A 20,941-nucleotide genomic window follows, 5' to 3' on the forward strand; every position below is an offset into this window, starting at 1 on the left:
TCGGAAACCCCTAACTCCCCGCGGGTGCGAGAGGCGGGCATGATTACCGCGAGCGCTCCCGGGAAGGTCTACCTCTTCGGGGAGCACGCAGTGGTGTACGGCGAGCCGGCGGTGCCCTGCGCCATCGACCGCCGGGCGCGGGTGACGGTGGACGAACGCGACGACGACCACCTGCGAGTCCACGCCGAGGACCTCAGCCTCGACGGCTTCACTGTCGAGTACGGGGGATCGACCGACACTGACCCCGACGTGGACGTCTCGCAGTCGCTCGTGGAGGCCGCGACGGGGTACGTCGACGCCGCGGTCGAACAGGCTCGCGAGGCCGCCGGCGCGCCGCGGGCCGGGTTCGACATCACCATCGAGAGCGACATCCCGCTCGGCGCGGGGCTGGGCTCGTCCGCGGCCGTCACGGCCGCCGGCATCCTCGCGGCGACGCGCGAACTCGGTGCCGACCTCTCCGCGGCGGACGTGGCCGAGCGGGCGTACAAGGCGGAACTGGCCGTCCAGGAGGGCAACGCCTCCCGGGCGGACACCTTCTGCTCGGCGACCGGGGGCGCGGTCCGCGTCGAGGGCGACGACTGCCGGTCGCTCGACGCGCCGGAGCTCTCGCTCGTGGTCGGCTTCGACGGCGGCGCCGGCGACACGGGCGCGCTCGTCGGCGGCGTCCGGGAACTCAAAGACCAGTACGACTTCGCCGCCGACACCGTGGCGGCCATCGGCGACCTCGTGCGAGTGGGCGAGGACGCGCTCGCGGCCGGCGACCTCGACGAACTCGGCGAGCTGATGGACTTCAACCACGGACTGCTGTCGGCGCTGGGCGTCTCCTCGCGGTCGCTTGACTCGATGGTGTGGGCGGCCAGGGACGCCGGCGCGCTCGGCGCGAAGCTCACGGGCGCCGGCGGCGGCGGCTGCGTCGTCGCGCTCGACGAGAGCGAGGAGACCGAGACGGCGCTCCGGTACCTCCCCGGCTGCGAGGAGACGTTCCGCGCCGAGCTGGACACCGAAGGGGTCCGCGTCGAATGACGACCGTCCTGAAGCTCGGCGGCAGCGTCGTCACCGAGAAGGACACGCCGGAGACCGTCGACGACGACGCGCTCGCGCGGGCCGCGTCGGCCGTCGCGGCCCACGAGGGCGACCTGGTTCTCGTCCACGGCGGCGGGAGCTTCGGTCACCACGCCGCCGCCGAGCGGGGCGTCAGCACGGCGGAGGGGACGCGTTCGGCCGCGGACGCGGTCGCGATCCACGACGCGATGGGCCGATTGAACGGCGCGGTCCTCGACGCCCTGCACGCCGAGGGAGTCGAAGCGCTCCCGGTCCGCCCGCTGTCGGTCGCCAGCCGCGACGCCGCGGGTGCGCTCTCGCTCCCGACCGGCAGCGTCGCGACGATGCTGGAGGAAGGGTTCACGCCGGTGCTCCACGGCGACGGCGTCGCGCAGGCGGGCTCGGGCGTGACGATAACGAGCGGCGACGACCTCGTCGTCGCGCTCGCCCGCGAGCTGGCGGTCGACCGCGTGGGGTTGTGTTCGACGGTCCCCGGCGTCCTCGATTCGTCGGGCGAGGTGATCGACCGGATCGAACGGTTCTCGGACGTGGCCGACGCGGTGGGAGACAGCGACGCGACGGACGTGACCGGCGGGATGGCCGCCAAGGTAGAGAAACTGCTGGCGCTGTCGGCGCCGGCGCACGTCTTCGGCCCGGACGGGCTGTCGGCGTTTCTCGCCGGGGAGTCCCCCGGAACGGTCGTGGCCGGCCGGGAGTGACGCCGACGCAGCGGTCCGTCGGTTGAGAGAACACCCACCGGCCGTGGCGCCGGTCGGGGGCGCGCACTCACGTCGGCCGCTGTGCGGGTCGAGGACGGCCGCTTTTGACACCGAACCGTCGTAACCTATTAGGCCGGGCTATGCAATGAGAGTGATATGACATCGGTCCCCCGTCGAGAGGCGTTTCGATACGGGTTCTACCTCTTCTCGTACTGGCTCGTACTGGTTGCCGTCTGCGGTGCGCTGGTCGCCGGCGGCGGCTGGTTGCTCTCGGAGCAGGTCAAAAACGGGAGCGTCAGCGGGAACGAGGACGGAGCGCTCGCGGCCGCCGGCGGGTTCGCCGCGGTGCTGGGCGTCCTCGTCTTCGGCGCCGGACAGACCGGCATCGCCTACAAGCTCGTCGCCGACGGGGCGATGGCCGGCGTGACGCGCGCCGTGCCGACGGGTCCGGCCTCCGAGGCGGACGGCGAGGCGGAAGACGCCGCCCAGGACGACGCGGACGGCGATACCGTCGCGGCCGGCGCCGCGGACACGGACGGCGATCCGATCCAGCCGAGCGGTGCGGAGGACTCCCGGCCCGAGCGGCCGGATCCCGAACCCCGGACGCCGCGCGAATCCACGGCGCGGACCGGGCCGCCCCCCGCGGAACGATCGGAGACGGCGGGACCGTCGGCCGGCGAGGACCCGTCGGAGACAGCGGGACCGTCCGCCGACGAAGCGCCGTCGGAGGCGGAACCGGCGACGGACGATGCGGCCCCCACAGCGGGCGCAGTGGTTCGCGGCGGAGCAACGGACGAATCGTCGGGTCACGACGAGGCGGCGGCCGATGCGTCCGCTCCCGGGGTGAACGAGGAGCACCGGGACGCGCCGGGCATCGAACCCGACGAGACGACCGACGGCCAGGCCGCGAGCGCCGCCACCGGGCCGACCGACCCCGCGGGCGAGGGCGAGACGGACGAACCCGGGGATCCGCTGGATCCGGGGAGCGAACCGGCCCGGGACGGCGTTTCAGGAGCGAGCGAGCCGTCGACCGGTGGACCCGAACCGTCGACCGAACAGACGGCGGGCGCCGGTTCGACGAGAGATTCGGCCGACGGCGATTCGACCGGCGACGCGGCGGGAGACGACGGTCTGGTCGACAGTGACGCGGGAGCCGACGGTACGGCCGTCGACGCGACGGACGCCGATTCCGGGACCGACGTCCCGGCGGACGACGGTTCGGCGGACGGGGAGTCGGTCGCATCACCCGAGGACGTCGCGAGCGACAGCGACATCGCGGAGGAACTGGGATTCGGGCAGGGCGGCGGTCCGGCCCGTCGCGACGAGACCGACGCCGAAGCGCCACGGACGGACCAAACTGCGGCGGACGACGCCGTCTCGGACGACCCCAGGGGCGGCTCCGATGAATTCGGACAGGAGGTGGCGAGCGATGACGCTACCCGGGCAGACCCGGATCCGTCCGCCGAGGATTCGGAGGTGTTCGCGGCCGAATCGCCCTCGGACACGGACGCAGACGAGCGGTCGGATGCCGGCGCCCGGGGACAGTCCGGCGTCGGCGCCGAGGGTGGCTCGGAGGCGAGTGACGACGGCGGAGCGGACCCGCTGTCGCCGGACTCCGGTGTCGGCGCGGACCCGCTGGATCCCGGTCCCGACGACGACACGCTCGCGTCGGGCGCGGACGACGGCGACGACGGCGACGACGTGTTGACGGCGGACGTCGACGACGACAGCGATCCGCTGGCGTCGGGCGGCGACGACAGCGGCGACCCGCTGCCCGCTGACGACAGCGGGGAGTCGGATCCGCTGGCGTCCGATACCGGCGGGGAATCCGATCCGTTGGCGCCGAACGCCGACGAGGCGTCCGATCCACTGGCGCCGAGCGGTGGGGACGACGACCCACTCGCGCCCGATACCGGGAAGGCGGCTGACCCGCTGGCGCCGGCGACGGACGATCCCTCTGCGAGCGACGACGGAGCGGGAGACGGCTCGTCCGCCGAGGACGACGGCGAAATCGACGGGAACGCGGAGGAGGTCGACGGGGCTGGAACCGGTTCCGCGGCCGGATTCGCCGGCGACGACGGTGGGGACGGGGAGGACGACGACGCCGGCGGCTGGACGACGGGGCCGAACCACGTCGGCGAGGGGGAATGACAGGTTTCGGGGACGAGCCGCACGCTTTTTAAAACCTCGCCGTATAGCTAGAGCTAACCGAGTATACGGCCGCCCGGGTCGCAGTTGGGGCGGCCGGCTGACGCATCGGGCGCCGATGCGGACTGGGCTCCGACCGCGCCGGTGACGCGCGGGCCGCGGGAACGTCTCGCGGCCTGGGCGTCGAGGGACCGGCGCGGCCCGGAGCGTGGCAGTCACGCAAGCGTCCACTGTTCGCCGGTCGCCACCGCGTCCGCGGGCGAGCCTTCCTCGGAGTGCAAACCATGGAAATCGAAATCGCAACCATCGGCGGCTACGAGGAAGTCGGCCGCCAGATGACGGCAGTTCGCGCAGGCGACGACGTCGTGGTCTTCGACATGGGCCTCAACCTCTCGAAGGTCCTCATCCACGACAACGTCGAGACCGAACGCATGCACAGCCTCGACCTGATCGACATGGGCGCGATCCCCGACGACCGCGTCATGTCCGATCTGGAAGGTGACGTGAAGGCCATCGTGCCGACGCACGGCCACCTCGACCACATCGGCGCCATCTCGAAGCTGGCCCACCGCTACGACGCGCCCATCGTCGCGACGCCCTTCACCATCGAGCTTGTCAAACAGCAGATCAAGAGCGAGGAGAAGTTCGGGGTCCAGAACGACCTCCAGAAGATGGAAGCCGGCGAGACGATGTCGATCGGGGACAAGAACGAACTGGAGTTCGTCAACGTCACTCACTCGATCATCGACGCGATCAACCCGGTCCTGCACACGCCCGAGGGCGCCATCGTCTACGGGCTGGACAAGCGCATGGACCACACGCCGGTCATCGGCGACCCCATCGACATGGAGCGCTTCCGCGAGATCGGTCGCGAGGGCGAGGGCGTCCTCTGTTACATCGAGGACTGTACGAACGCGGGCAAGAAGGGCCGCACGCCCTCCGAGTCCGTCGCCCGTCGCCACCTCAAGGACGTAATGTACTCCCTGGAGGACTACGACGGCGGTATCGTCGCGACGACGTTCAGTTCACACATCGCGCGGGTCACCTCGCTCGTCGAGTTCGCGGACGACATCGGCCGCCAGCCCGTCCTTCTCGGCCGCTCGATGGAGAAGTACTCCGGCACCGCCGAGCGCCTCGACTTCGTCGACTTCCCGGACGACCTGGGGATGTACGGCCACCGCAAGTCCGTCGACCGCACGTTCAAGCGGATCATGAACGAGGGCAAGGAGAACTTCCTGCCCATCGTGACGGGCCACCAGGGCGAACCCCGCGCGATGCTCACCCGCATGGGCCGCGGCGAGACTCCCTACGAGATCGACGACGGCGACAAGGTCATCTTCTCCGCGCGGGTCATCCCGGAGCCGACCAACGAGGGCCAGCGCTACCAGTCCGAGAAGCTGCTCGGCATGCAGGGCGCGCGCATCTACGACGACATCCACGTCTCGGGCCACCTCAACCGCGAGGGTCACTACGAGATGCTGCAGGCGCTCCAGCCCCAGAACGTCATCCCGGCCCACCAGGACATGTCCGGGTTCTCCGAGTACGTCAACCTCTGCGAGAGCGAGGGGTACAAGATGGGTCGCGACCTGCACGTCACGCGCAACGGCAACATGATCCAGCTGGTCGAGTAACATGAGCGGGCAGTCCCAGGCGGCCGTCGAGCGGGCCATCGTCGCGCGCAGAGAGCGCGTCAACGAGGCCATCGCGGAGGAACTCCCGATCGAGCACCCCGAACGCCTCTACGAGGCGACGCGGTACCTGCTCGACGCGGGCGGTAAGCGACTGCGGCCGACCGTCCTGCTGCTGGTCGCGGAGTCGCTGGCGGACGTCGACCCCGACGCGGTCGACTACCGGTCGTTCCCGGTCGGCGACGACGCGGTCGACGTGATGAAGGCAGCGGTCAGCGTCGAGGTCATCCAGACGTTCACGCTCATCCACGACGACATCATGGACGACGACGACCTCCGTCGCGGCGTCCCGTCGGTCCACCGCGAGTACGACCTCTCGACGGCGATCCTCGCCGGGGACACGCTCTACTCCGAAGCCTTCCAGCAACTGCTCGAGACGGGCGCCGACCCCGAACACACCAACGCCGCGGCCCTCGAACTCGCGACCACCTGCACGAAGATCTGCGAGGGCCAGTCGCTCGACATCGACTTCGAGTCCCGCGGCGCCGTTTCCACCGACGAGTACCTCGAGATGGTCGAACTGAAGACCGCCGTGCTGTACGCCGCCAGCGCCGCAATCGCCGCGATGCTGCTCGGCGCCGACGAGGAGACCGTCGACTCGCTGTACGGCTACGGCCTCGACGTCGGCCGCGCCTTCCAGATCCAGGACGACCTCCTCGATCTGACCACCCCGAGCGAGAAGCTCGGCAAACAGCGCGGGAGCGACCTCGTCGAGGGCAAGCAGACGCTCATCACGCTCCACGCACGCGAGCAGGGCGTCGACGTCGACGACCTCGTCGAGACCGACTCCGTCGAGGCCGTCGACGAGGCCGAGATCGAGGCCGCCGTCGAGCGCCTCCGCGAGGTCGGCAGTATCGAGTACGCCCGCGAGACCGCCCGGGACCTCATCGCCAGCGGGAAGGACAACCTGCAAGTCCTCCCCGACAACGACTCCCGGGACCGCCTGGAAGACATCGCGGACTACCTCATCGAACGCGAGTACTAGTCGGCCCGCAGTCCGACGAGCCGGCCATTTTCCCGGTTTTCGTGCGATTTGAGCGGTGTCTCAGGCGGCCGACCGCTCGGTCTCTTCTCGATCACTCTCTCCGCGACCGTCCTGAGCCGCGGAGGCGTCGTTAGTCCCGGAACGGAGGTAGTCGTCGAGCGTGCGGAGCGACGCGGGATCGCGACCGAAGGCGGTCACGTCGTTGTCGTCGACGGTGTTGTCCAGACGGAGCGACCGGTACTGGTCGGGGCCGAAGGGGACGCCGGGGACGAGGCCTGCGAGCGTCAGGCCGACCCGCGCGAGGACCATCGGGACGGGGAGGACGACCGTCGACTTCCCCTCGGCGCGGTAGACCGCGCGAGTCACGTCGGCGAGCGTCAACACCTCGTGGCCGCCGAGTTCGTAGGTCCGGCCGACGTGGCGGTCGCCGGCCGCGCAGTCGGCGAGCATCGGCGCGAGGTCGCCGACCCAGATGGGCTGGAACCGGGTCGAACCACCGCCGGGGAGGCCGGTCACGTACGGCGTCGTCAGGAGCTTCGTGAACCCGACGAACTCGCCGCCGTCGCCGAACACCACGGACGGGCGGACGATGGTCCAGTCCAGATCGGAGGCGCGGACGACCTCCTCGGCGGCTCCTTTCGCCCGGAGGTACGCGGTCGACCCCCCGGCGTCGGCGCCGAGTGCACTCATCTGGACGAAGCGGTCGACGCCGCGGTCTTCGGCGGCGGCCACGAGATTCGCGGTGCCGCCGCGGTGGATTCGATCGTGGGCACCGCTTCCACTGTCCGGTTCGAACAGCGGCGAGAGGGCGACGAGGTTGACGACCACGTCGCGGCCGGCGACCGCCGCCGCGACGGACTCGCGGTCAGTCACGTCGCCCGCGACCGTTTCGACCGCGTCGGGGAGGGACGCCTCGTCCGGGTGTCGGGCCATCGCGGTCACGTCGTGGCCGCGGTCGGCGAGTGCGCGGCAGAGTTCTGTCCCGACGAAGCCGGTACCGCCGGCGACGAGCACGTTCATACGATCCGATCGGGCGGCGACGGCCTTCACGTCATCCGCTGGCGCCGGCGACAGGGGCTGTCGCGGACGACGAGCGGTGCGAGAGGAACGGGGAGGGGTCAAAGGGGACGAGGCGCGGCACGCTCCGCTCAGAACGGACCGAATCCCTCGACTTCGGTCGCATCGCGGCGGTAGTCCTCGAACCGGTCGACGGCCCACGCCCGGAGGTCGGGGTCGGTGCCGTCGACGCAGGCCCGGAGGTGGCCGTCCGCGTCGTAGGCGAGGACGAACGTCCGGTCGTCGGTGACGGTGAGCCCGAATTCGACGGGGTCGTCGGTCTCGTAGAGGGTAAAGGAGGGGACGGCGAGGACCGTCTCGAACTTCGCCGGGTTCTTCTCGCGGGCGGCCGCGACGCGGTCGGCGGGGAGGACCAGGTCCGTGCTCGCGCCCTTGCGGACGAGTTCGGCGTGCGGGCGCTCGAAGATGCGCGAGAGCACCGGCGAGAGCATCCTGACGCGGTCGGTCTCGATCGACCTGACGGCGTCGACGTATCGCGTCACCGGTTCCTGCGGGTGGTCCGGGTCTGCGGTGACGACGGTCGCGTCGGCGAGCCACGCGGGGTCGGGCGCGCCGTCGCCGTCGGGGAGGTGTTCGTAGAACCCGGCGAGCTCGTCGATCCGGTCCATCCGGTCGAGGCAGTCGGCGTAGGTCTCGCGGACGAGGCGGCCGCGCGTCGTCAGGTGGTACGCGCCGTCGCGCTTCTCGGCCCACCCGCGCTCGGCGAACTGCGCGAGGTTGCGCTGGGCGCTCCTGCCGGAGACGCCGAGCGCGTCGGCCACGTCTCGGGGCGCCCCCGGCTCCTCGGCGAGGAAATCGAGGAGGGCGAGCCGGTCGGGCGAGCCCGCGAGGAAGGCGACGACCTCCCGTGCCATGCCCGGGAGTCCGACTGGGAGGCTGAAAACTGTACCGTCCGGCGTGGCTCCCCGTAGCCGGCGCCAACCCAACGGGATTTTCACCCCCGGAATCGAACGGCTCGGTAATGGACGACGACGTACGCGAGCAGGCCGAGGAGGCCGCCGAGGTGAACGCGCTGTTCAACGCGCTGAAACACGACAGCGACGCCCAGGTCGGGGCCATCATGGGCCCGCTGATGGGCGAGAACCCGGAGTTCCGCGAGTACGGCGACCAGATCGCGGGCGTCATCGCGCCCGTCGTCGAGCGGGTCAACGGGATGGACGCCGCCGAGAAGCGCGAGCGCCTGGCCGAACTCGCCCCGGAGAGGGTCGAGGAACTCGACGCCGAGGACGAAGAAGACGACCAGATCCTGTCGGACCTGCCGAACGCCGAGGAGTACGACGAGGTGCGGATGCGGCTGGCGCCCAACCCGAACGGGCCATGGCACCTCGGGAGCGCGCGGATGCCGGCGGTCATCGGGACCTACAAGGAGATGTACGACGGGTGGATGCTCTGCCGGTTCGACGACACCGACCCCGAGACCAAGCGACCGGATCTCGACGCCTACGACGAGATCCTCGACGCCATCGACTACCTCGGGTTCGAGCCCGACGAGGTCATCAAGGCGAGCGATCGACTGGACGTCTACTACGACCACGCACGCGAACTGATCGACCTCGGCGGGGCCTACACCTGCTCGTGCACTGGGGAATCCTTCTCCGAACTGAAGAACTCCGGCGAGCCGTGTCCGCACCGCGAGAAGGACGTCGAGACGGTCCGCGAGGAGTTCGAGGCGATGGTCGACGGCGAGTACGACAGCGGCGAGATGGTCCTGCGCGTCAAGACCGACATCGAGCACAAGAACCCGGCGCTGCGGGACTTCGTGGCGTTCCGGATGATCGACACGCCCCATCCCCGAGAGGAGGCCGCCGAGTACCGCTGCTGGCCGATGCTGGACTTCCAGAGCGGGATCGACGACCATCTGACGGGCATCACGCACATCATCCGCGGCATCGACCTGCAGGACTCGGCGAAACGGCAGGCGTTCGTCTACGACTACTTCGGCTGGGAGTACCCCGAGGTCGTCCACTGGGGGCACGTCCAGATCGACGCCTACGACGTGCCGATGAGCACGTCGACCATCATCGAGAAGATCGAGGCCGGCGAGCTGACGGGCTGGGACGACCCCCGTGCGCCTACCATCGCGAGCCTGCGACGGCGGGGCATCCGCGGCGAGGCCATCGTCGACGCGATGGCCGAACTCGGTACCTCGTCGTCGAACGTCGACCTCGCGATGTCGTCGATCTATTCTAACAACCGCGATCTCGTCGACGAGGAGACCGACCGCGCCTTCTTCGTCCGCGAGGAGGGGCCCGGGACGGAGGGCGCCGTCGCGATGCCGATATCGGGCGGTCCCGACGCGGGTGAACCGCTCGTTCACCCCAACCACGAGGACCGCGGTCGACGGCACGTGCCCGTCGGCGACGAGGTGGTGCTGGAAGCTGGCGACGTACCCGAGGAAGGCGAGCGCGTCTGGCTCAAGGGGTACGGCTGCGTCCGGGCCGAGGACGGCGGCCTCGTCGCGACCGGCGACGACCTCGACGTGGTTCGCGAGGGCGACGTGTCGGTCGTCCACTGGGCGCCGGCCGAGGGTCCGCGCCTGCGTCTGCGGACGATGGACGGCGACGTGACCGGGATCGCCGAACCCGGCGTCGTCGACTACGACGAGGACACGCTAGTCCAGTTCGAGCGCGTCGGCTTCGCTCGCCTGGACGACCTGGGTTCGGACCCGGCGGTCGCGTACTACGCCCACCCGTAACCGGAGGGACGGACACCGAGCAGTCGGCGGCCGAGGAGGTGTCGATTCACAGATCCTTTTTCAGTCCTCCCACCGTAGCGGAACGTACCGATATGAAACAGTTCCTGCATGATGTGTCATGCTGACTCGCTTTCCCAGCGGCCGATATAGTTCACGGACGTTGTCTATATGAGCGTCATCGCCGAGATAAGCATCCCCGCGACGGAGTTCGAGCTGGGGCGTATCATGGACGTCTCCCGGTCCGGGACGGTCGAACTGGAGTCGCTCGTCCCGACCGGGGAGCGAGCGGTCCCGTTCTTCTGGGTCTACGAGGCGGACTTCGAGGCCTTCGAGGCGACCGTCGCCCGCGACCCGTCGGTCAGCAAGCTCGTCCAGATCGACACCTACGACGACCGCGTCCTCTACACGTTCGAGTGGTCGGTCGAGAACGACGCCGTCTTCCGCTCCGTCCGGGAGGTCAACGCCTACATCCTGAACGCGACCGGCACCGGCGACTCCTGGCGCTTCGAGCTGCGCTTCCCCTCGCACGAGGCCATGTCGACGTTCCGCGAGCGCTGTCGCGCCGACGGGGTCGGGTTCGAGGTCATCCGCGTCTACAACCCGAACGACCCGGACGTCGGGCCGTGGTTCGGGCTGACGGAGCGACAGCGCGAGGCCATCGTCCTCGCCGTCGAGAAGGGCTACTACGACATCCCGCGGAACTGCACGACCGTCGAACTGGCGGATTGCCTGGGCATCTCCGACCAGGCGGTCACCGAGCGGCTCCGCCGGGCGATCGTCCGCCTCACCACCAACACTATCCTCACGTCGGCGGGCGACTGAGACCCGACGAGCGGAAGCTGGCCGCTGCCAGGGGTCGCTCGCCGCCTGTCCTCGGCGGCTGCTCGTCGCCGTGATCGCCGCCTGCCGATCGGCGGCCGCCCACGACCCCGGCCAGGGAACGTCCGCCGACCGCTCCGGCGGCCTTTCGGCTGATTCGGCCGTTCGCGGCGGCGATCCGCTGCGATACGGCGGTTCGGGTGGGGTAACCTTTACGTGTAGCGCACCGGTCTGACTAGGTACCATGGCCATCGATCCGGAGTTCGAGACCAACCGCGAGGTCGTCGAGGAACACGAGGGACACGACGTCTGGGGGCCGGTCGAGGAACCCGAGACGCTGGGCATCCACGGGACCCACGTCGCCGTCGACTTCGACATCTGCATCGCAGACGGCGCCTGCCTGGAGGACTGCCCGGTCGACGTCTTCGAGTGGGTAGACACGCCGGACCACCCCGAGAGCGAGATCAAGGCCGACCCGGCCCACGAGGACCAGTGCATCGACTGCATGCTCTGCGTCGACGTCTGTCCCGTCGACGCGATCGACGTCGACCCCGGTCGCGCCGGCCGCATCTGACCCCGTCGGACCCGTCGGTGGCCGTCCTGTAGGTTTCTGAACACTCTCCCCGTCGAGCGCCAGCTTCGCCTCGATCGCCCGTCACGAAGGCGAGATTCGTCCCGGCCCGAGCTTTCGATGGACGAAAAACTTACCCATTGTCCGTTCGGTTACCAATGTGTGTGATAACACTATGCACAGTGTCGTACTGACGAAAGGCGTCCCCGACTTCAGGGAGGGTCAGGTCTCATTCGACGAAGACGGCCACCTGGAGCGCGGGAAGACGCCGACGGTGATGAACCCCAACGACAAACACGCGCTCAGGGCGGCGCTGCAGACGAAGGTCCGCAACGGGGGGACGGTATCGCTGATGAGCATGGGCCCACCGGGCTACATGGAAGTGCTCCAGGAGGGAATGCGGGACGTCTACGCCGACGATCTGTATCTCCTCTCGGACCGCGAGATGGGCGCGGCGGACACGTGGGCGACCGCGATGACCGCCGCGACCGGCATCCAGAAGCTCGACGAGCCGCCGGACCTGGTGTTCGCGGGCTTCAAGACCGCCGACGGGGAGACCGGCCACACCGGCCCCCAGACCGACTGGTGTCTCGACATGCCGCTGGTCACCCACGTCATCTCCCTCGACATCGACGAGGACGAGGGGACCTTGCGGGCGAAACGCCTCGTCGAGGGCGACGTCGAGGAGATCGAGACGGTCGAGGCGTCGCTGCCGGCGTTCGTCGTCGCCGACCCGGAGTTCGAGCCGACCTACCGGAAGGCCGAGCACCGGCTGAGACACAAGGACCTGCGCGAGCAGACCCGGGAGCGGGCCGAGGAGTTCGGCGAGTACATCGACGACGACACCGACCTCGACGTCGCCGACTACGACCGCTTCACGATGTGGGACCACGCGGCGCTCAACCTCGACCCCGACTACATCGGCCTCGACGGCTCGCCGACCATCGTCGCCGGCGTCGACCCCATCCCCAAGGCCCCGTCCGAGCGGGAGGCCACGGTGGTCGACCCGAGCGACGACGCGGGCATGGAGCAGGTCGTCGAGGAACTCGCGCCGTACGCGGAGGGTGACTGACGATGCCGGAGATCGATCCCACCGAACACGAGATCGCCGAACTCGGTCCGAAGATCAAAGACGTCGACGACGCCGACGAGTTGCGGGAGATGCTGGAACTGGAGGAGGGAGGCGAGGACCGTGTCCCCGTCAAGACCCTCATCGAGGACCGCATCGAGAAGGTCGAGGGCGACGAGGGGGAGGTCGACCCCGAGTCGATCGATCTGGACGAGTTGACCGTCGCGGACATCGCCAACCTCGTCCGCGACATCGACGACGTGGCCGTCCTCGAAGACATGCTCGAACGCGAGGAGGCGGGCCAGGACCGCAAGACCGCGAAGGGGCAGATCGAGGACCGCATCGAGTCCATCGAGGGAAGCGACGACGAGGAGGGCGAGGAACTGGAGTACGTCCCGCCCGAGGAGAAACACCCCGACCTCGACCACCCCACGAACGAAAAGCAGTGGGTGGAGAGCATCGACGACGGCACCTACCGGGACATGTGGGTCTACTGCGAGACCCAGCACGGCGAACTCATCGACGTCTCGAAGGAGATGCTCGGGAAGGCCCGACGGCTGATGGACGAGTACAACGACCACTACGGCGGCGACGAAGACGGGAATCCCGAGGAGGTCGTCGCCGTCCTCATCGGCGACGGGGTGAGTGACCTCACCGACCAGGTGATCGAGTACGGCGCCGACCGCGTGGTGTATCACGAGGACGACCGGCTGGCCCGGTTCAGGCACAAACCCTACACGGAGATATTCTGCTCGATGGCCCGCGCCGGCGGGCAGGTGGCCGACGACGACCACGCCGAGGTCGACTGGAAGGACTACGACGAACCCAGGTACACGGTCTTTCCGGCGACGAACAACGGGCGGGACCTCTCCGCGCTGGTGCAGGGCGAACTCGACTCCGGGCTGGCTTCGGACTGCTCGGGGCTGTACATCGAGGACGCGATGATCTCCAACCCCGCGAAGACGGGGAAACCCGGCGACAGCAAGGAGTTCGACCGCATCCTGCACATGAAGCGGCCGGACTTCTCCGGGTTCGAGTACTCGACGATCCTCTGTATCGACAAGCCGTTCCGCGACTTCCACCCGCAGGGCGCGTCCGTGATCCCGGGCAGTTTCGAGATCCCGGAGGCCGACCCGGAGCGCGAGGGCGAAGTTGTCGAGTTCGACGCGGATCCGGCCGACGAGTGGTTCCAGGTCGAGGTGACCGACTTCGACACGCTCGACAGCGGCGTCGACCTGACCGGCCACGACGTGATCGTCGCCATGGGTCGGGGCATCGGCGATTCGCCCACCGAGGGGATCGAACTCGGCCTCGACCTCGTCGAGGCGTTCGACGACGCCGCGTTCGGCCTCTCGCGCGGGGTGATCACCTCCTCGTACAACTTCGAGGGCCACGTCGAGCAGTACGTCGGCGAGGACCGCCAGATCGGTGAGTCCGGTCAGGTGGTCGAGCCCGACGTGTACGTCGCCGCGGGCATCTCCGGGGCGATCCAGCACAAGGTCGGGATGGACGAGTCGGACACGATCGTCGCGATCAACACCGACCCCGACGCGGACATCCGCGGCTTCTCCGACTACTTCGTCGAGGGCGACCTCTTCGAGGTGCTCCCCCGATTGACCGAGGCGGTCGAGTCGGGCGAACTGGCGGCGGCACTCGCGGAGGCGAGCGACGACTGACCATGACAGACGACTACGAACACTACGAGGCGGTCGTCGTCGGCGCCGGACCGGGCGGCGCCGCGGCGGCCGCCACGCTGGCGCGCAACGGTATCGAGACGCTGGTCCTGGAACGGGGCGTCGACGCGGGGGCGAAGAACGTCTCCGGCGGCCTCCTCTACGCGGAGGAGTCCTCGCCCTACACCATCGACGAGCTGTTCCCCGGGGTCCGCGAGGAAGCCACCGACCGGGAGGTCGCCGACCACTACATCCACAACGTCGCCGGGCGGAACGTGAAGACGTTCGACCTGCACGACCTGCACCACCACGACACGGAGTGGGCGGACTCGGTCCTGCGGCGGAAGATGGACTCGTGGCTCGCCCGCGAGGTCCACGAGATGACTCGCGAGACCGGCGGCGGCCTCCTCACGGAGGTACGCGTCAACGGCCTGCTCCGGGAGGGCGCCGAGATCGTCGGCGTCACGTGCGACGAGATCGACCCGATCAGAGCGGACGTGATCATCGCCGCAGACGGCGTCAACTCCGAACTGGCGCGCGACGCCGGCCTGATGGACTGGGAGGAGCCCGAGGAGTGGTTCCAGGGCGTCAAGGCGGTCGCGGATATGCCCGAGGGCGCCATCGAGGACCGCTTCGACGTCGACGAGGGCGAGGGCGTCGCCCACCTGTTCTCGGGCGACCTCTTCCAGGACGTCCGCGGCGGCGGCTTCCTCTACACGAACGACCAGTCGCTGTCGATCGGGACGGTGTTCCACCTCGACTCGATCGCGGACGAGCGCGCCGAACCGCAGGAACTGCTCGACTCGCTGCTGACCCACCCGCTCCTCGCGGACTGGCTCGGCGACGAGTACACCGAACTGGAGTACTCGGCCAAGCTCGTCCCCGACTCGAAGAAGGTGGCCCACCCCTCGCCGTACCGCGACCGCCTGCTCCTGGTCGGGGACGCCGCGGGGCAGATGCAGGCCCAGGGCCCTATCATCAAGGGGATGAACCACGCCGTCACGGCGGGCGCGCTGGCGGCGGAGGCGTTCGTCGACGCCAGATCGCGCGGCGACACCGACGCGGCCGGCGAGCGCTACGTGGCGAAGCTCGAAAACGAGGGCGTGATGGACAAGCTCCGGCCGACGCGGTACAAGACGCTGGGTCGCCTCGGCGAGGTCGGCCCCGTCGCCTCGGCGATGAACGCGGTGACCGACTCCGTGGTCGGTCGAACGGCGGTCTCGCTGCTCGGCGATCGGGCGGAGAATCTCTTCAACTCGCCGTTCCTCATGGGGATGCTCCCCGACACGCGGATGGGGTACGTCACCGTCCCCACCGTGATCGCCGAGGAACTGGGCGCGCCCGTCGCCGGCGAATCGCGGGTCGAACCGCCGGAACTCGACGACCGCATCGGCGACCTGACCTACGACGTCGACCAGGGCAACCCGCACATCGAACTGCGCGACGAGTCCTTCGCCGCCAGCGGGACGGCCGTGACGGCCTGCCCGGTCAGCGCGGAGGACTTCGGCGGCGGCTGCTACCGCGACGAGTACGTCGGGACGAACGGCTCCGAGGAGCACGTCGTCAGCCTCGACACCCAGCCCTGCGTCGAGTGCGGCACCTGCGCCGTCGTCGCCGACACGAACTGGACGCACCCGCGCGGCGGCAAGGGCGTCGAGTACAAGGAGGGCTGACCGCGCTCGATTCCCCATGACGTCGCCGTACCGCGACCGCATCGACGACCTCGCCGCCGACGCGAGGCGCGCCCGCGAGTCCTTCGACCCGCCGACCGATCCCCCCGACGAGGAGCGCGCGATGGCGTTCTGTCGGGACGGCGTCGGCGAGGCGGTCGCCGTCTACGTCGACGCCCGCAGCGGCGACTGGGACCGCTTCGGCGACGCCGAGTTCGACCGACTGGAGCGCGCGATGAACGAGTACCTCGAACTGTACGCGCGCTGCTACGGCGTGGAACTGGACGCCGAGTACTCCGTCAGGACGGCCGCAGAGGCGCTCGTCGACACGCACAACGTCGCCGACGTGGCGCGCATCCTGACGAGCGTCCCCGAGCGCTCTCCTGCGGGGACAGCCACCGACTGATCCGACGGCCGCCCCTGTCTCCCGTTCTCCGCCCGACCGTCCGGTAGCGGCGTGTTCTTCTCGATCGACCGTGACAAATGATAAGTGTCGTGGCGTGGTACCGATCCGCATGGAAATCACAGCCGAGCTGTCCTTCGACCACGACGACCGGCGAGACATCTACGACTACGTCGAGCGCCACGGGTCGGTAAAGCCGGGGAAAGCGCGGCGGGCGCTGGAGATGGAGCCCCGGGCGTTCGGCCACCACGTCGCCATCCTCAAGCGCGACGGGGTGCTCCTGGAGTCAGAGGGGCGACTGCGCATCGCCTACGAGGACGAGGTCGAAGAGGAGTTCCGCTCGGACGGCGTGGAGGTGACGATCCGGCGCGCTCGCGAGGAGGACCTCACCGGACTGGTGGGCGTGATCCGGCAGGCTATCGGCGACGGGACGTACGTCGACGCGGAGACGGTCGCCGACGTCGTCGACCACGAGGAGGTGCTCCTGCGGCACAACGAACTCCAGTCGCGCGTCTTCTTCGTCGCCACCGTCGAGGACGACGTCGTCGGCTGGGTGAACCTCAACACCAACGAGACGGAGAAACTGGACCACACGGCCGAACTCACGGTGGGCGTCCTCGAACAGTACCGTGGCCTCGGCATCGGGAGCGAACTTCTGGAGCGCGGTCTCGAGTGGGCCACCGACAACGGCTACGAGAAGATCTACAACAGCGTCCCCGATTCGAACGAGGCGGCCATCGAGTTCCTGAAGGCCCACGGCTGGGAGGTCGAAGCGGTCCGCGAGAACCACTACAAGTACGACGGCGAGTACCTCGACGAGGTCATGCTGGCGACGATGCCGTGAGGACGCGCTCGCGGGCCTCGGGAGGGCCGCGCACGTCTCCGGATTTTCGATCGGCTCCCTGGCACACCACCGTGATCTTTTTTCAGCCGTTCTCACGAACTCCGATGTGATGGCAGGAGGCGACGCCGAGGACGATCTTGACACCGCCTTCGAGTTGCTCTCCGACCGACGGCGCCGGGCGGTGATCGAGGTGCTCCGGACGGCGCCCCGCGGGTCGCTCGAGTTCTCGGCGCTCGCCGACGCGGTCGCCGCGGTGACCGACGACGACGTCGCCGACCTGGCGCCGGCGCTCTACTACAGCCACCTCCCGAAACTCGACGCGGCCGACGTGGTCGACTTCGACGCGGAGGCCGGCGTCGTCGACTACGACTCCGAACCGTTCATCGAACGCTGTCTCGACGTCGCCGGCACCCACGGGTCCGAGCAGTGGACTCGCCGGTGTTCCAAGTAGCGTCGCACCGTCCCGCTGGCCCCTGCAACGGCGATTCTCACGGCCAGGCGTCCTCGTGCCCGTCGAGCGGGTCCGCGACGACGCCGTCCTGTCTGGCGATCACTCTCGCGTGGCCCGCACAGACGACCCGGTTGTCCGCCCAGGGGACGTGCAACTCGACGACCGCCTCGGCGTCGCAGCCGTCCTCCGCGCACTCGGCCATGCGCTCACTACGGGCGCCGCGAGGAGAGTCTTTCCCGCCGGCGGAGCGGCGGGGCGCTCACAGGAGGTAGACGCCGACCATCGCGACGAGGACGCCGGCGGTGAGCAACACCTGGAGGACGCTGGAGGTGAGCATGCCGAGCAGCGTCACGCCCGCCGCTCGCGCGCTCTCCTCGGGTTCGCCCCCCTCGGCGAGTTCGAGCACGAAGACCGTCCCCGCGGTCCCGAGCAGGAAGCCCACCGGGCCGAACGTCAGCCCCACGAGGCCGACGAGCGTGGCTATCACCGTCGTCCGGAGCGACGCGCCGCCGGCCTTCGCGGAGACGGCACCGGCCAGCCAGTCCGTCAGGACGGCGACGAGCGCGACGAAGATCACGCCCGAGAGGACGAGCACGTTCGGATCGGAGAAGCCCGACCCCCACCAGTAGACGAGGACGCCGGCGAGCGAGAGGACGCCGCCGGGGACCAGCGGCGTGACGCTGCCGACGACGCCGGCGATCAGCAGGACGAACGCGACCAGCACGAACAGGTCGACGGGGAGGGCGCCGACTGCGGGGAGTTGCATCACTCGAATCGCTCCAGTTCTGCCTCCACGTTGGCGTCCCCGAACCGTGAAAGCAGCGGTCGCACAGCCTCCCCCAGCGCCCGCATGCACTGCCCCAGCGAGTGAAAACCCAGGTCGTCGGCCACCGCCTCCCAGGTGTGGGTCTGGAGCGCCTTCCGGACGAGCAGGCGCTCCTGTCGCGGGTTCAGGAGCGCCTCTGCGTCGCCCCCGTCGCCGGCGTCGACGAGATACCGGACGGTCAACCGGCGGAGCGGCCGCGGCGAGGTGTCGAAGATGCCCGCACCCCCGGTCATGCCGACGAGGAGTCGCCACTCCCACTCCGAGAGGTCCAGGGCGGGCGCCACGTCGGCGCTCCGCAGCGCGGCGCGCACCACGTCCGGATCCATGTCGGCCAGCGGGTCCGACAGCATCGCGCCGACGCGGTCGGCGAACCACCGACCGTGGCGTTCGGCGAGGTCCCGCCCGGCGTCGCTCGTCGGGGCGAGCATCACCGCGGAGTACTCGCCGCTCGACTCGTTGCGCGTCGTCGAGAGGTGCACGGTGGAAAAGCCGTTCCCCTGCCAGAACCGCAGGAGTTCGGGCGTCGCGCCGTACCCCGTCCCGAGCCAGTCCACGTCGTCCGCGAACTCCGCGCGGACCTCCGAGAGCAGGCGCGACCCGAGGCCGCGCGAGCGCACGGCGTGGTGCGTGGCGATGCGGAGGACGCGCAGTCCCTCGGGGACGGCGGCTCGTTCGTCGCGCAACTGGCTGGTCAGCACGTCCGGGATCATGTTCCCCCGGACGCGGCCGCCCTCGTACATGTGCGCCCGCAGGTCCGTGGGGAGGGCCCCCTCGCGGGCCAGCAACGCCACGGAGACGACGTGACCCTCGTAGGTGAGCGCCCGGACGGCGACGTTCGGGGCGTCGAGCAGGCGGGCGAGGTCGTCGGGTTCCGTCTGGTAGTGAGCGGCGACCAGCAGGCCGAACACCTCGCGGAGCAGGTGCTCGTCGGCGACCAGGTCCGCAGCGTCGAACGCGCGGTAGGCGACCGAGTCCGGATCCCCGTCGGTGCCGGTGGCGGCGGCTGTATCGGCGCCGGCGTCCGCGACGAGCGGGTCGACGGCGGGTCCGGCGTCGAGCAGGAGCGCGCGGAAGGCCCACACCTCGACGGGGTCCCCGGCGGCGTAGCGGATCGGGTCGGTCATCGACACGTCGCGGACCGCGAGGTCGCTCTCGTAGAGGCGGTCGCGGAACCGGACCGAGAAGCCGCGGCCCGCGCCCTCGTAGCCGTGGACGGTCGTGGTGAACGCCGCCGCGGGCGTGTCGAGGAACCGTTCGAGCAGTCGGACGGGGAGCGCGGCCGCCTCGTCGACGACGACTGCGTCCGGGCCGTCGGGGAGTTCGGCCGCGGTCGCGGGCCGCTCGAAGCGGACGCGGCCGCCCGCGTCGTCGGTGGCCTCCAGCCGCTCGGGGTCGTCTTCGTCCGGATCGCCGGCGAGCGCGTCCGCGTCCGCCAGCACCTCCCGGGCTCGCGCGAACACCTCGGCGGCGCCCCGGTACTGCGGCGCGGTGACGAGCACGTCGCGTCCGCCGAGAGCGAGCGCTCCCGCGGCGAGGCCGGCGGCGCTCGACTTCCCGCGGCCGCGGTCGGCCTCGACGACGACGGCGTTGCCCGGCTCGTCGAGGGCTTCGAGCGCCTCGACGGCCGCGACCTGGTCGTCGGTGAGACAGCGGTCGTACACGTCGACGGGGAACGCGGGGTCCTCCGGCGCTGTAGGCGGGTCCGGCGGAACGCGCGGCGCGGGGTCGGTGAGGCCGTCGCGTTCGACGGACGGGTCGGCAGTTCCGTCACCGACGTCGACTATCGCGATCCCGGGATGGGCGCGGAGCAACTCGACGAGTCGCGTCCGGAAGTTCCCGGCGACGTCGGCCACGTCGAACGGGGGGACCGCGAGAGTCTCGTCGAAGGCGTCGCGACGCTCGGGCCAGGAGCCGAGCGGCGGGACGCAGAGGACGAGCAGGCCGCCGCCGTCGACGGCGCCGACCGCCCGACCGATGGCGTTGGGGCGACACTCCTCGTGACAGTCCAGCACGAGCGCGGCGTGGGTGGTCCCGAGGAGGTCGCCGGCGCGGGCCTGTGGAACGCGCTCCCAGGGCGTGTCCGCGGACTCCCCGACGTACGTCACCTCCGGGGCGTCGACGTCGGCCGCGTCGAGGGCGTCGGCGGCGGCTTCGCGGGTGGCGGTCGCGTCGCCGGTGAGGACGAGGAGCCGGCGCTCGTCGGTGGCGCGGGCTTCCTCGCGGAGCGCGGCGGCGACGCGGCCGAGGGTCATGGGTCCCCGT

General features: G+C 70.0%; 19 protein-coding genes. 14 read left to right on the plus strand and 5 right to left on the minus strand.

What is annotated here, in order from left to right; genetic code table 11:
- The first annotated feature begins 39 nt into the window (after positions 1-39).
- From mvk to idsA3, 5 genes are all read left to right on the plus strand, one after another.
- On the plus strand, positions 40-1,023 hold the full coding sequence (gene mvk, locus PSC72_RS21315) for a mevalonate kinase (RefSeq protein WP_274323438.1): 984 nt from the start codon (positions 40-42) through the stop codon (positions 1,021-1,023).
- Positions 1,020-1,760, plus strand: coding sequence for an isopentenyl phosphate kinase (locus tag PSC72_RS21320; RefSeq protein WP_274323439.1), 741 nt, complete (start codon positions 1,020-1,022; stop codon positions 1,758-1,760). Before mvk ends, PSC72_RS21320 begins: the two co-directional genes overlap by 4 nt.
- A 156-nt stretch (positions 1,761-1,916) precedes the next feature.
- Entirely contained in the window at positions 1,917-3,911 is a 1,995-nt protein-coding gene (locus PSC72_RS21325; protein ID WP_274323440.1) for a hypothetical protein, read from the plus strand.
- Positions 3,912-4,192: 281 nt separating this feature from the next.
- Positions 4,193-5,539 (plus strand): RNase J family beta-CASP ribonuclease, encoded by a 1,347-nt coding sequence (locus tag PSC72_RS21330; protein WP_274323441.1) that lies wholly within the window; start codon positions 4,193-4,195, stop codon positions 5,537-5,539.
- A gap of 1 nt (position 5,540) precedes the next feature.
- Entirely contained in the window at positions 5,541-6,581 is a 1,041-nt protein-coding gene (gene idsA3 / locus PSC72_RS21335) for a geranylfarnesyl diphosphate synthase (protein WP_274323442.1), read from the plus strand.
- Positions 6,582-6,641: 60 nt separating this feature from the next.
- On the opposite strand, the gene PSC72_RS21340 is transcribed toward idsA3, so the two are convergent.
- Positions 6,642-7,601 carry a complex I NDUFA9 subunit family protein gene (locus tag PSC72_RS21340; RefSeq protein ID WP_274323443.1) on the minus strand — a complete coding sequence of 320 codons (960 nt, stop codon included), beginning with the start codon at positions 7,599-7,601 and terminating at the stop codon, positions 6,642-6,644.
- A 128-nt stretch (positions 7,602-7,729) separates the two neighbouring features.
- The gene (locus PSC72_RS21345) at positions 7,730-8,512 is read right to left on the minus strand and encodes a helix-turn-helix transcriptional regulator (RefSeq protein WP_274323444.1); all 783 of its coding nucleotides are present in this window, start codon (positions 8,510-8,512) and stop codon (positions 7,730-7,732) included.
- A 107-nt stretch (positions 8,513-8,619) separates the two neighbouring features.
- Here PSC72_RS21345 and PSC72_RS21350 point away from each other — a divergent pair, with 107 nt between their 5' ends.
- The 9 genes from PSC72_RS21350 to PSC72_RS21390 all read left to right on the plus strand — a co-directional run bounded on the left by PSC72_RS21350 (position 8,620) and on the right by PSC72_RS21390 (position 17,853).
- Entirely contained in the window at positions 8,620-10,353 is a 1,734-nt protein-coding gene (locus tag PSC72_RS21350; RefSeq protein WP_274323445.1) for a glutamate--tRNA ligase, read from the plus strand.
- Positions 10,354-10,521: 168 nt separating this feature from the next.
- Entirely contained in the window at positions 10,522-11,175 is a 654-nt protein-coding gene (locus PSC72_RS21355; protein WP_274323446.1) for a helix-turn-helix domain-containing protein, read from the plus strand.
- 241 nt (positions 11,176-11,416) lie between these two features.
- Positions 11,417-11,746, plus strand: coding sequence for a 4Fe-4S dicluster domain-containing protein (locus PSC72_RS21360; RefSeq protein ID WP_274323447.1), 330 nt, complete (start codon positions 11,417-11,419; stop codon positions 11,744-11,746).
- 172 nt (positions 11,747-11,918) lie between these two features.
- Entirely contained in the window at positions 11,919-12,815 is an 897-nt protein-coding gene (locus tag PSC72_RS21365) for an electron transfer flavoprotein subunit beta/FixA family protein (RefSeq protein ID WP_274323448.1), read from the plus strand.
- Positions 12,816-12,817: 2 nt separating this feature from the next.
- Complete coding sequence (locus PSC72_RS21370; RefSeq protein WP_274323449.1) at positions 12,818-14,488, plus strand: electron transfer flavoprotein subunit alpha/FixB family protein; 1,671 nt, start codon at positions 12,818-12,820, stop codon at positions 14,486-14,488.
- Between the two features lie 2 nt (positions 14,489-14,490).
- A complete protein-coding gene (locus tag PSC72_RS21375) occupies positions 14,491-16,158 on the plus strand; it encodes an FAD-dependent monooxygenase (RefSeq protein ID WP_274323450.1) in 1,668 nt (555 codons plus the stop codon).
- 16 nt (positions 16,159-16,174) lie between these two features.
- Positions 16,175-16,561 carry a hypothetical protein gene (locus PSC72_RS21380; protein ID WP_274323451.1) on the plus strand — a complete coding sequence of 129 codons (387 nt, stop codon included), beginning with the start codon at positions 16,175-16,177 and terminating at the stop codon, positions 16,559-16,561.
- 109 nt (positions 16,562-16,670) lie between these two features.
- Positions 16,671-17,402 (plus strand): GNAT family N-acetyltransferase, encoded by a 732-nt coding sequence (locus tag PSC72_RS21385; protein ID WP_274323452.1) that lies wholly within the window; start codon positions 16,671-16,673, stop codon positions 17,400-17,402.
- A gap of 109 nt (positions 17,403-17,511) precedes the next feature.
- Complete coding sequence (locus PSC72_RS21390; RefSeq protein WP_274323453.1) at positions 17,512-17,853, plus strand: DUF7344 domain-containing protein; 342 nt, start codon at positions 17,512-17,514, stop codon at positions 17,851-17,853.
- A gap of 37 nt (positions 17,854-17,890) precedes the next feature.
- Here the strand turns inward: PSC72_RS21390 and PSC72_RS21395 are convergent, their stop codons facing one another.
- The 3 genes from PSC72_RS21395 to tmcA are packed head-to-tail and all read right to left on the minus strand — an operon-like array spanning position 17,891 to position 20,931.
- On the minus strand, positions 17,891-18,055 hold the full coding sequence (locus PSC72_RS21395) for a hypothetical protein (protein ID WP_274323454.1): 165 nt from the start codon (positions 18,053-18,055) through the stop codon (positions 17,891-17,893).
- Positions 18,056-18,112: 57 nt separating this feature from the next.
- Entirely contained in the window at positions 18,113-18,619 is a 507-nt protein-coding gene (locus PSC72_RS21400; protein ID WP_274323455.1) for a DUF456 domain-containing protein, read from the minus strand.
- Positions 18,619-20,931 (minus strand): tRNA(Met) cytidine acetyltransferase TmcA, encoded by a 2,313-nt coding sequence (gene tmcA / locus PSC72_RS21405; RefSeq protein ID WP_274323456.1) that lies wholly within the window; start codon positions 20,929-20,931, stop codon positions 18,619-18,621. Before tmcA ends, PSC72_RS21400 begins: the two co-directional genes overlap by 1 nt.
- Positions 20,932-20,941: the final 10 nt, after the last annotated feature.

It is taken from the genome of Halosimplex aquaticum, assembly GCF_028747785.1.
Classification (GTDB): domain Archaea; phylum Halobacteriota; class Halobacteria; order Halobacteriales; family Haloarculaceae; genus Halosimplex; species Halosimplex aquaticum.

Coding starts and splice junctions, on each gene's coding strand:
- mvk (WP_274323438.1), top strand. CDS start 40: ATGATTACCGCGAGCGCTCCCGGGAAGGTCTACCTCTTCGGGGAGCAC.
- PSC72_RS21320 (WP_274323439.1), top strand. CDS start 1,020: ATGACGACCGTCCTGAAGCTCGGCGGCAGCGTCGTCACCGAGAAGGAC.
- PSC72_RS21325 (WP_274323440.1), top strand. CDS start 1,917: ATGACATCGGTCCCCCGTCGAGAGGCGTTTCGATACGGGTTCTACCTC.
- PSC72_RS21330 (WP_274323441.1), top strand. CDS start 4,193: ATGGAAATCGAAATCGCAACCATCGGCGGCTACGAGGAAGTCGGCCGC.
- idsA3 (WP_274323442.1), top strand. CDS start 5,541: ATGAGCGGGCAGTCCCAGGCGGCCGTCGAGCGGGCCATCGTCGCGCGC.
- PSC72_RS21340 (WP_274323443.1), bottom strand. CDS start 7,601: ATGAACGTGCTCGTCGCCGGCGGTACCGGCTTCGTCGGGACAGAACTC.
- PSC72_RS21345 (WP_274323444.1), bottom strand. CDS start 8,512: ATGGCACGGGAGGTCGTCGCCTTCCTCGCGGGCTCGCCCGACCGGCTC.
- PSC72_RS21350 (WP_274323445.1), top strand. CDS start 8,620: ATGGACGACGACGTACGCGAGCAGGCCGAGGAGGCCGCCGAGGTGAAC.
- PSC72_RS21355 (WP_274323446.1), top strand. CDS start 10,522: ATGAGCGTCATCGCCGAGATAAGCATCCCCGCGACGGAGTTCGAGCTG.
- PSC72_RS21360 (WP_274323447.1), top strand. CDS start 11,417: ATGGCCATCGATCCGGAGTTCGAGACCAACCGCGAGGTCGTCGAGGAA.
- PSC72_RS21365 (WP_274323448.1), top strand. CDS start 11,919: ATGCACAGTGTCGTACTGACGAAAGGCGTCCCCGACTTCAGGGAGGGT.
- PSC72_RS21370 (WP_274323449.1), top strand. CDS start 12,818: ATGCCGGAGATCGATCCCACCGAACACGAGATCGCCGAACTCGGTCCG.
- PSC72_RS21375 (WP_274323450.1), top strand. CDS start 14,491: ATGACAGACGACTACGAACACTACGAGGCGGTCGTCGTCGGCGCCGGA.
- PSC72_RS21380 (WP_274323451.1), top strand. CDS start 16,175: ATGACGTCGCCGTACCGCGACCGCATCGACGACCTCGCCGCCGACGCG.
- PSC72_RS21385 (WP_274323452.1), top strand. CDS start 16,671: ATGGAAATCACAGCCGAGCTGTCCTTCGACCACGACGACCGGCGAGAC.
- PSC72_RS21390 (WP_274323453.1), top strand. CDS start 17,512: ATGGCAGGAGGCGACGCCGAGGACGATCTTGACACCGCCTTCGAGTTG.
- PSC72_RS21395 (WP_274323454.1), bottom strand. CDS start 18,055: ATGGCCGAGTGCGCGGAGGACGGCTGCGACGCCGAGGCGGTCGTCGAG.
- PSC72_RS21400 (WP_274323455.1), bottom strand. CDS start 18,619: ATGCAACTCCCCGCAGTCGGCGCCCTCCCCGTCGACCTGTTCGTGCTG.
- tmcA (WP_274323456.1), bottom strand. CDS start 20,931: ATGACCCTCGGCCGCGTCGCCGCCGCGCTCCGCGAGGAAGCCCGCGCC.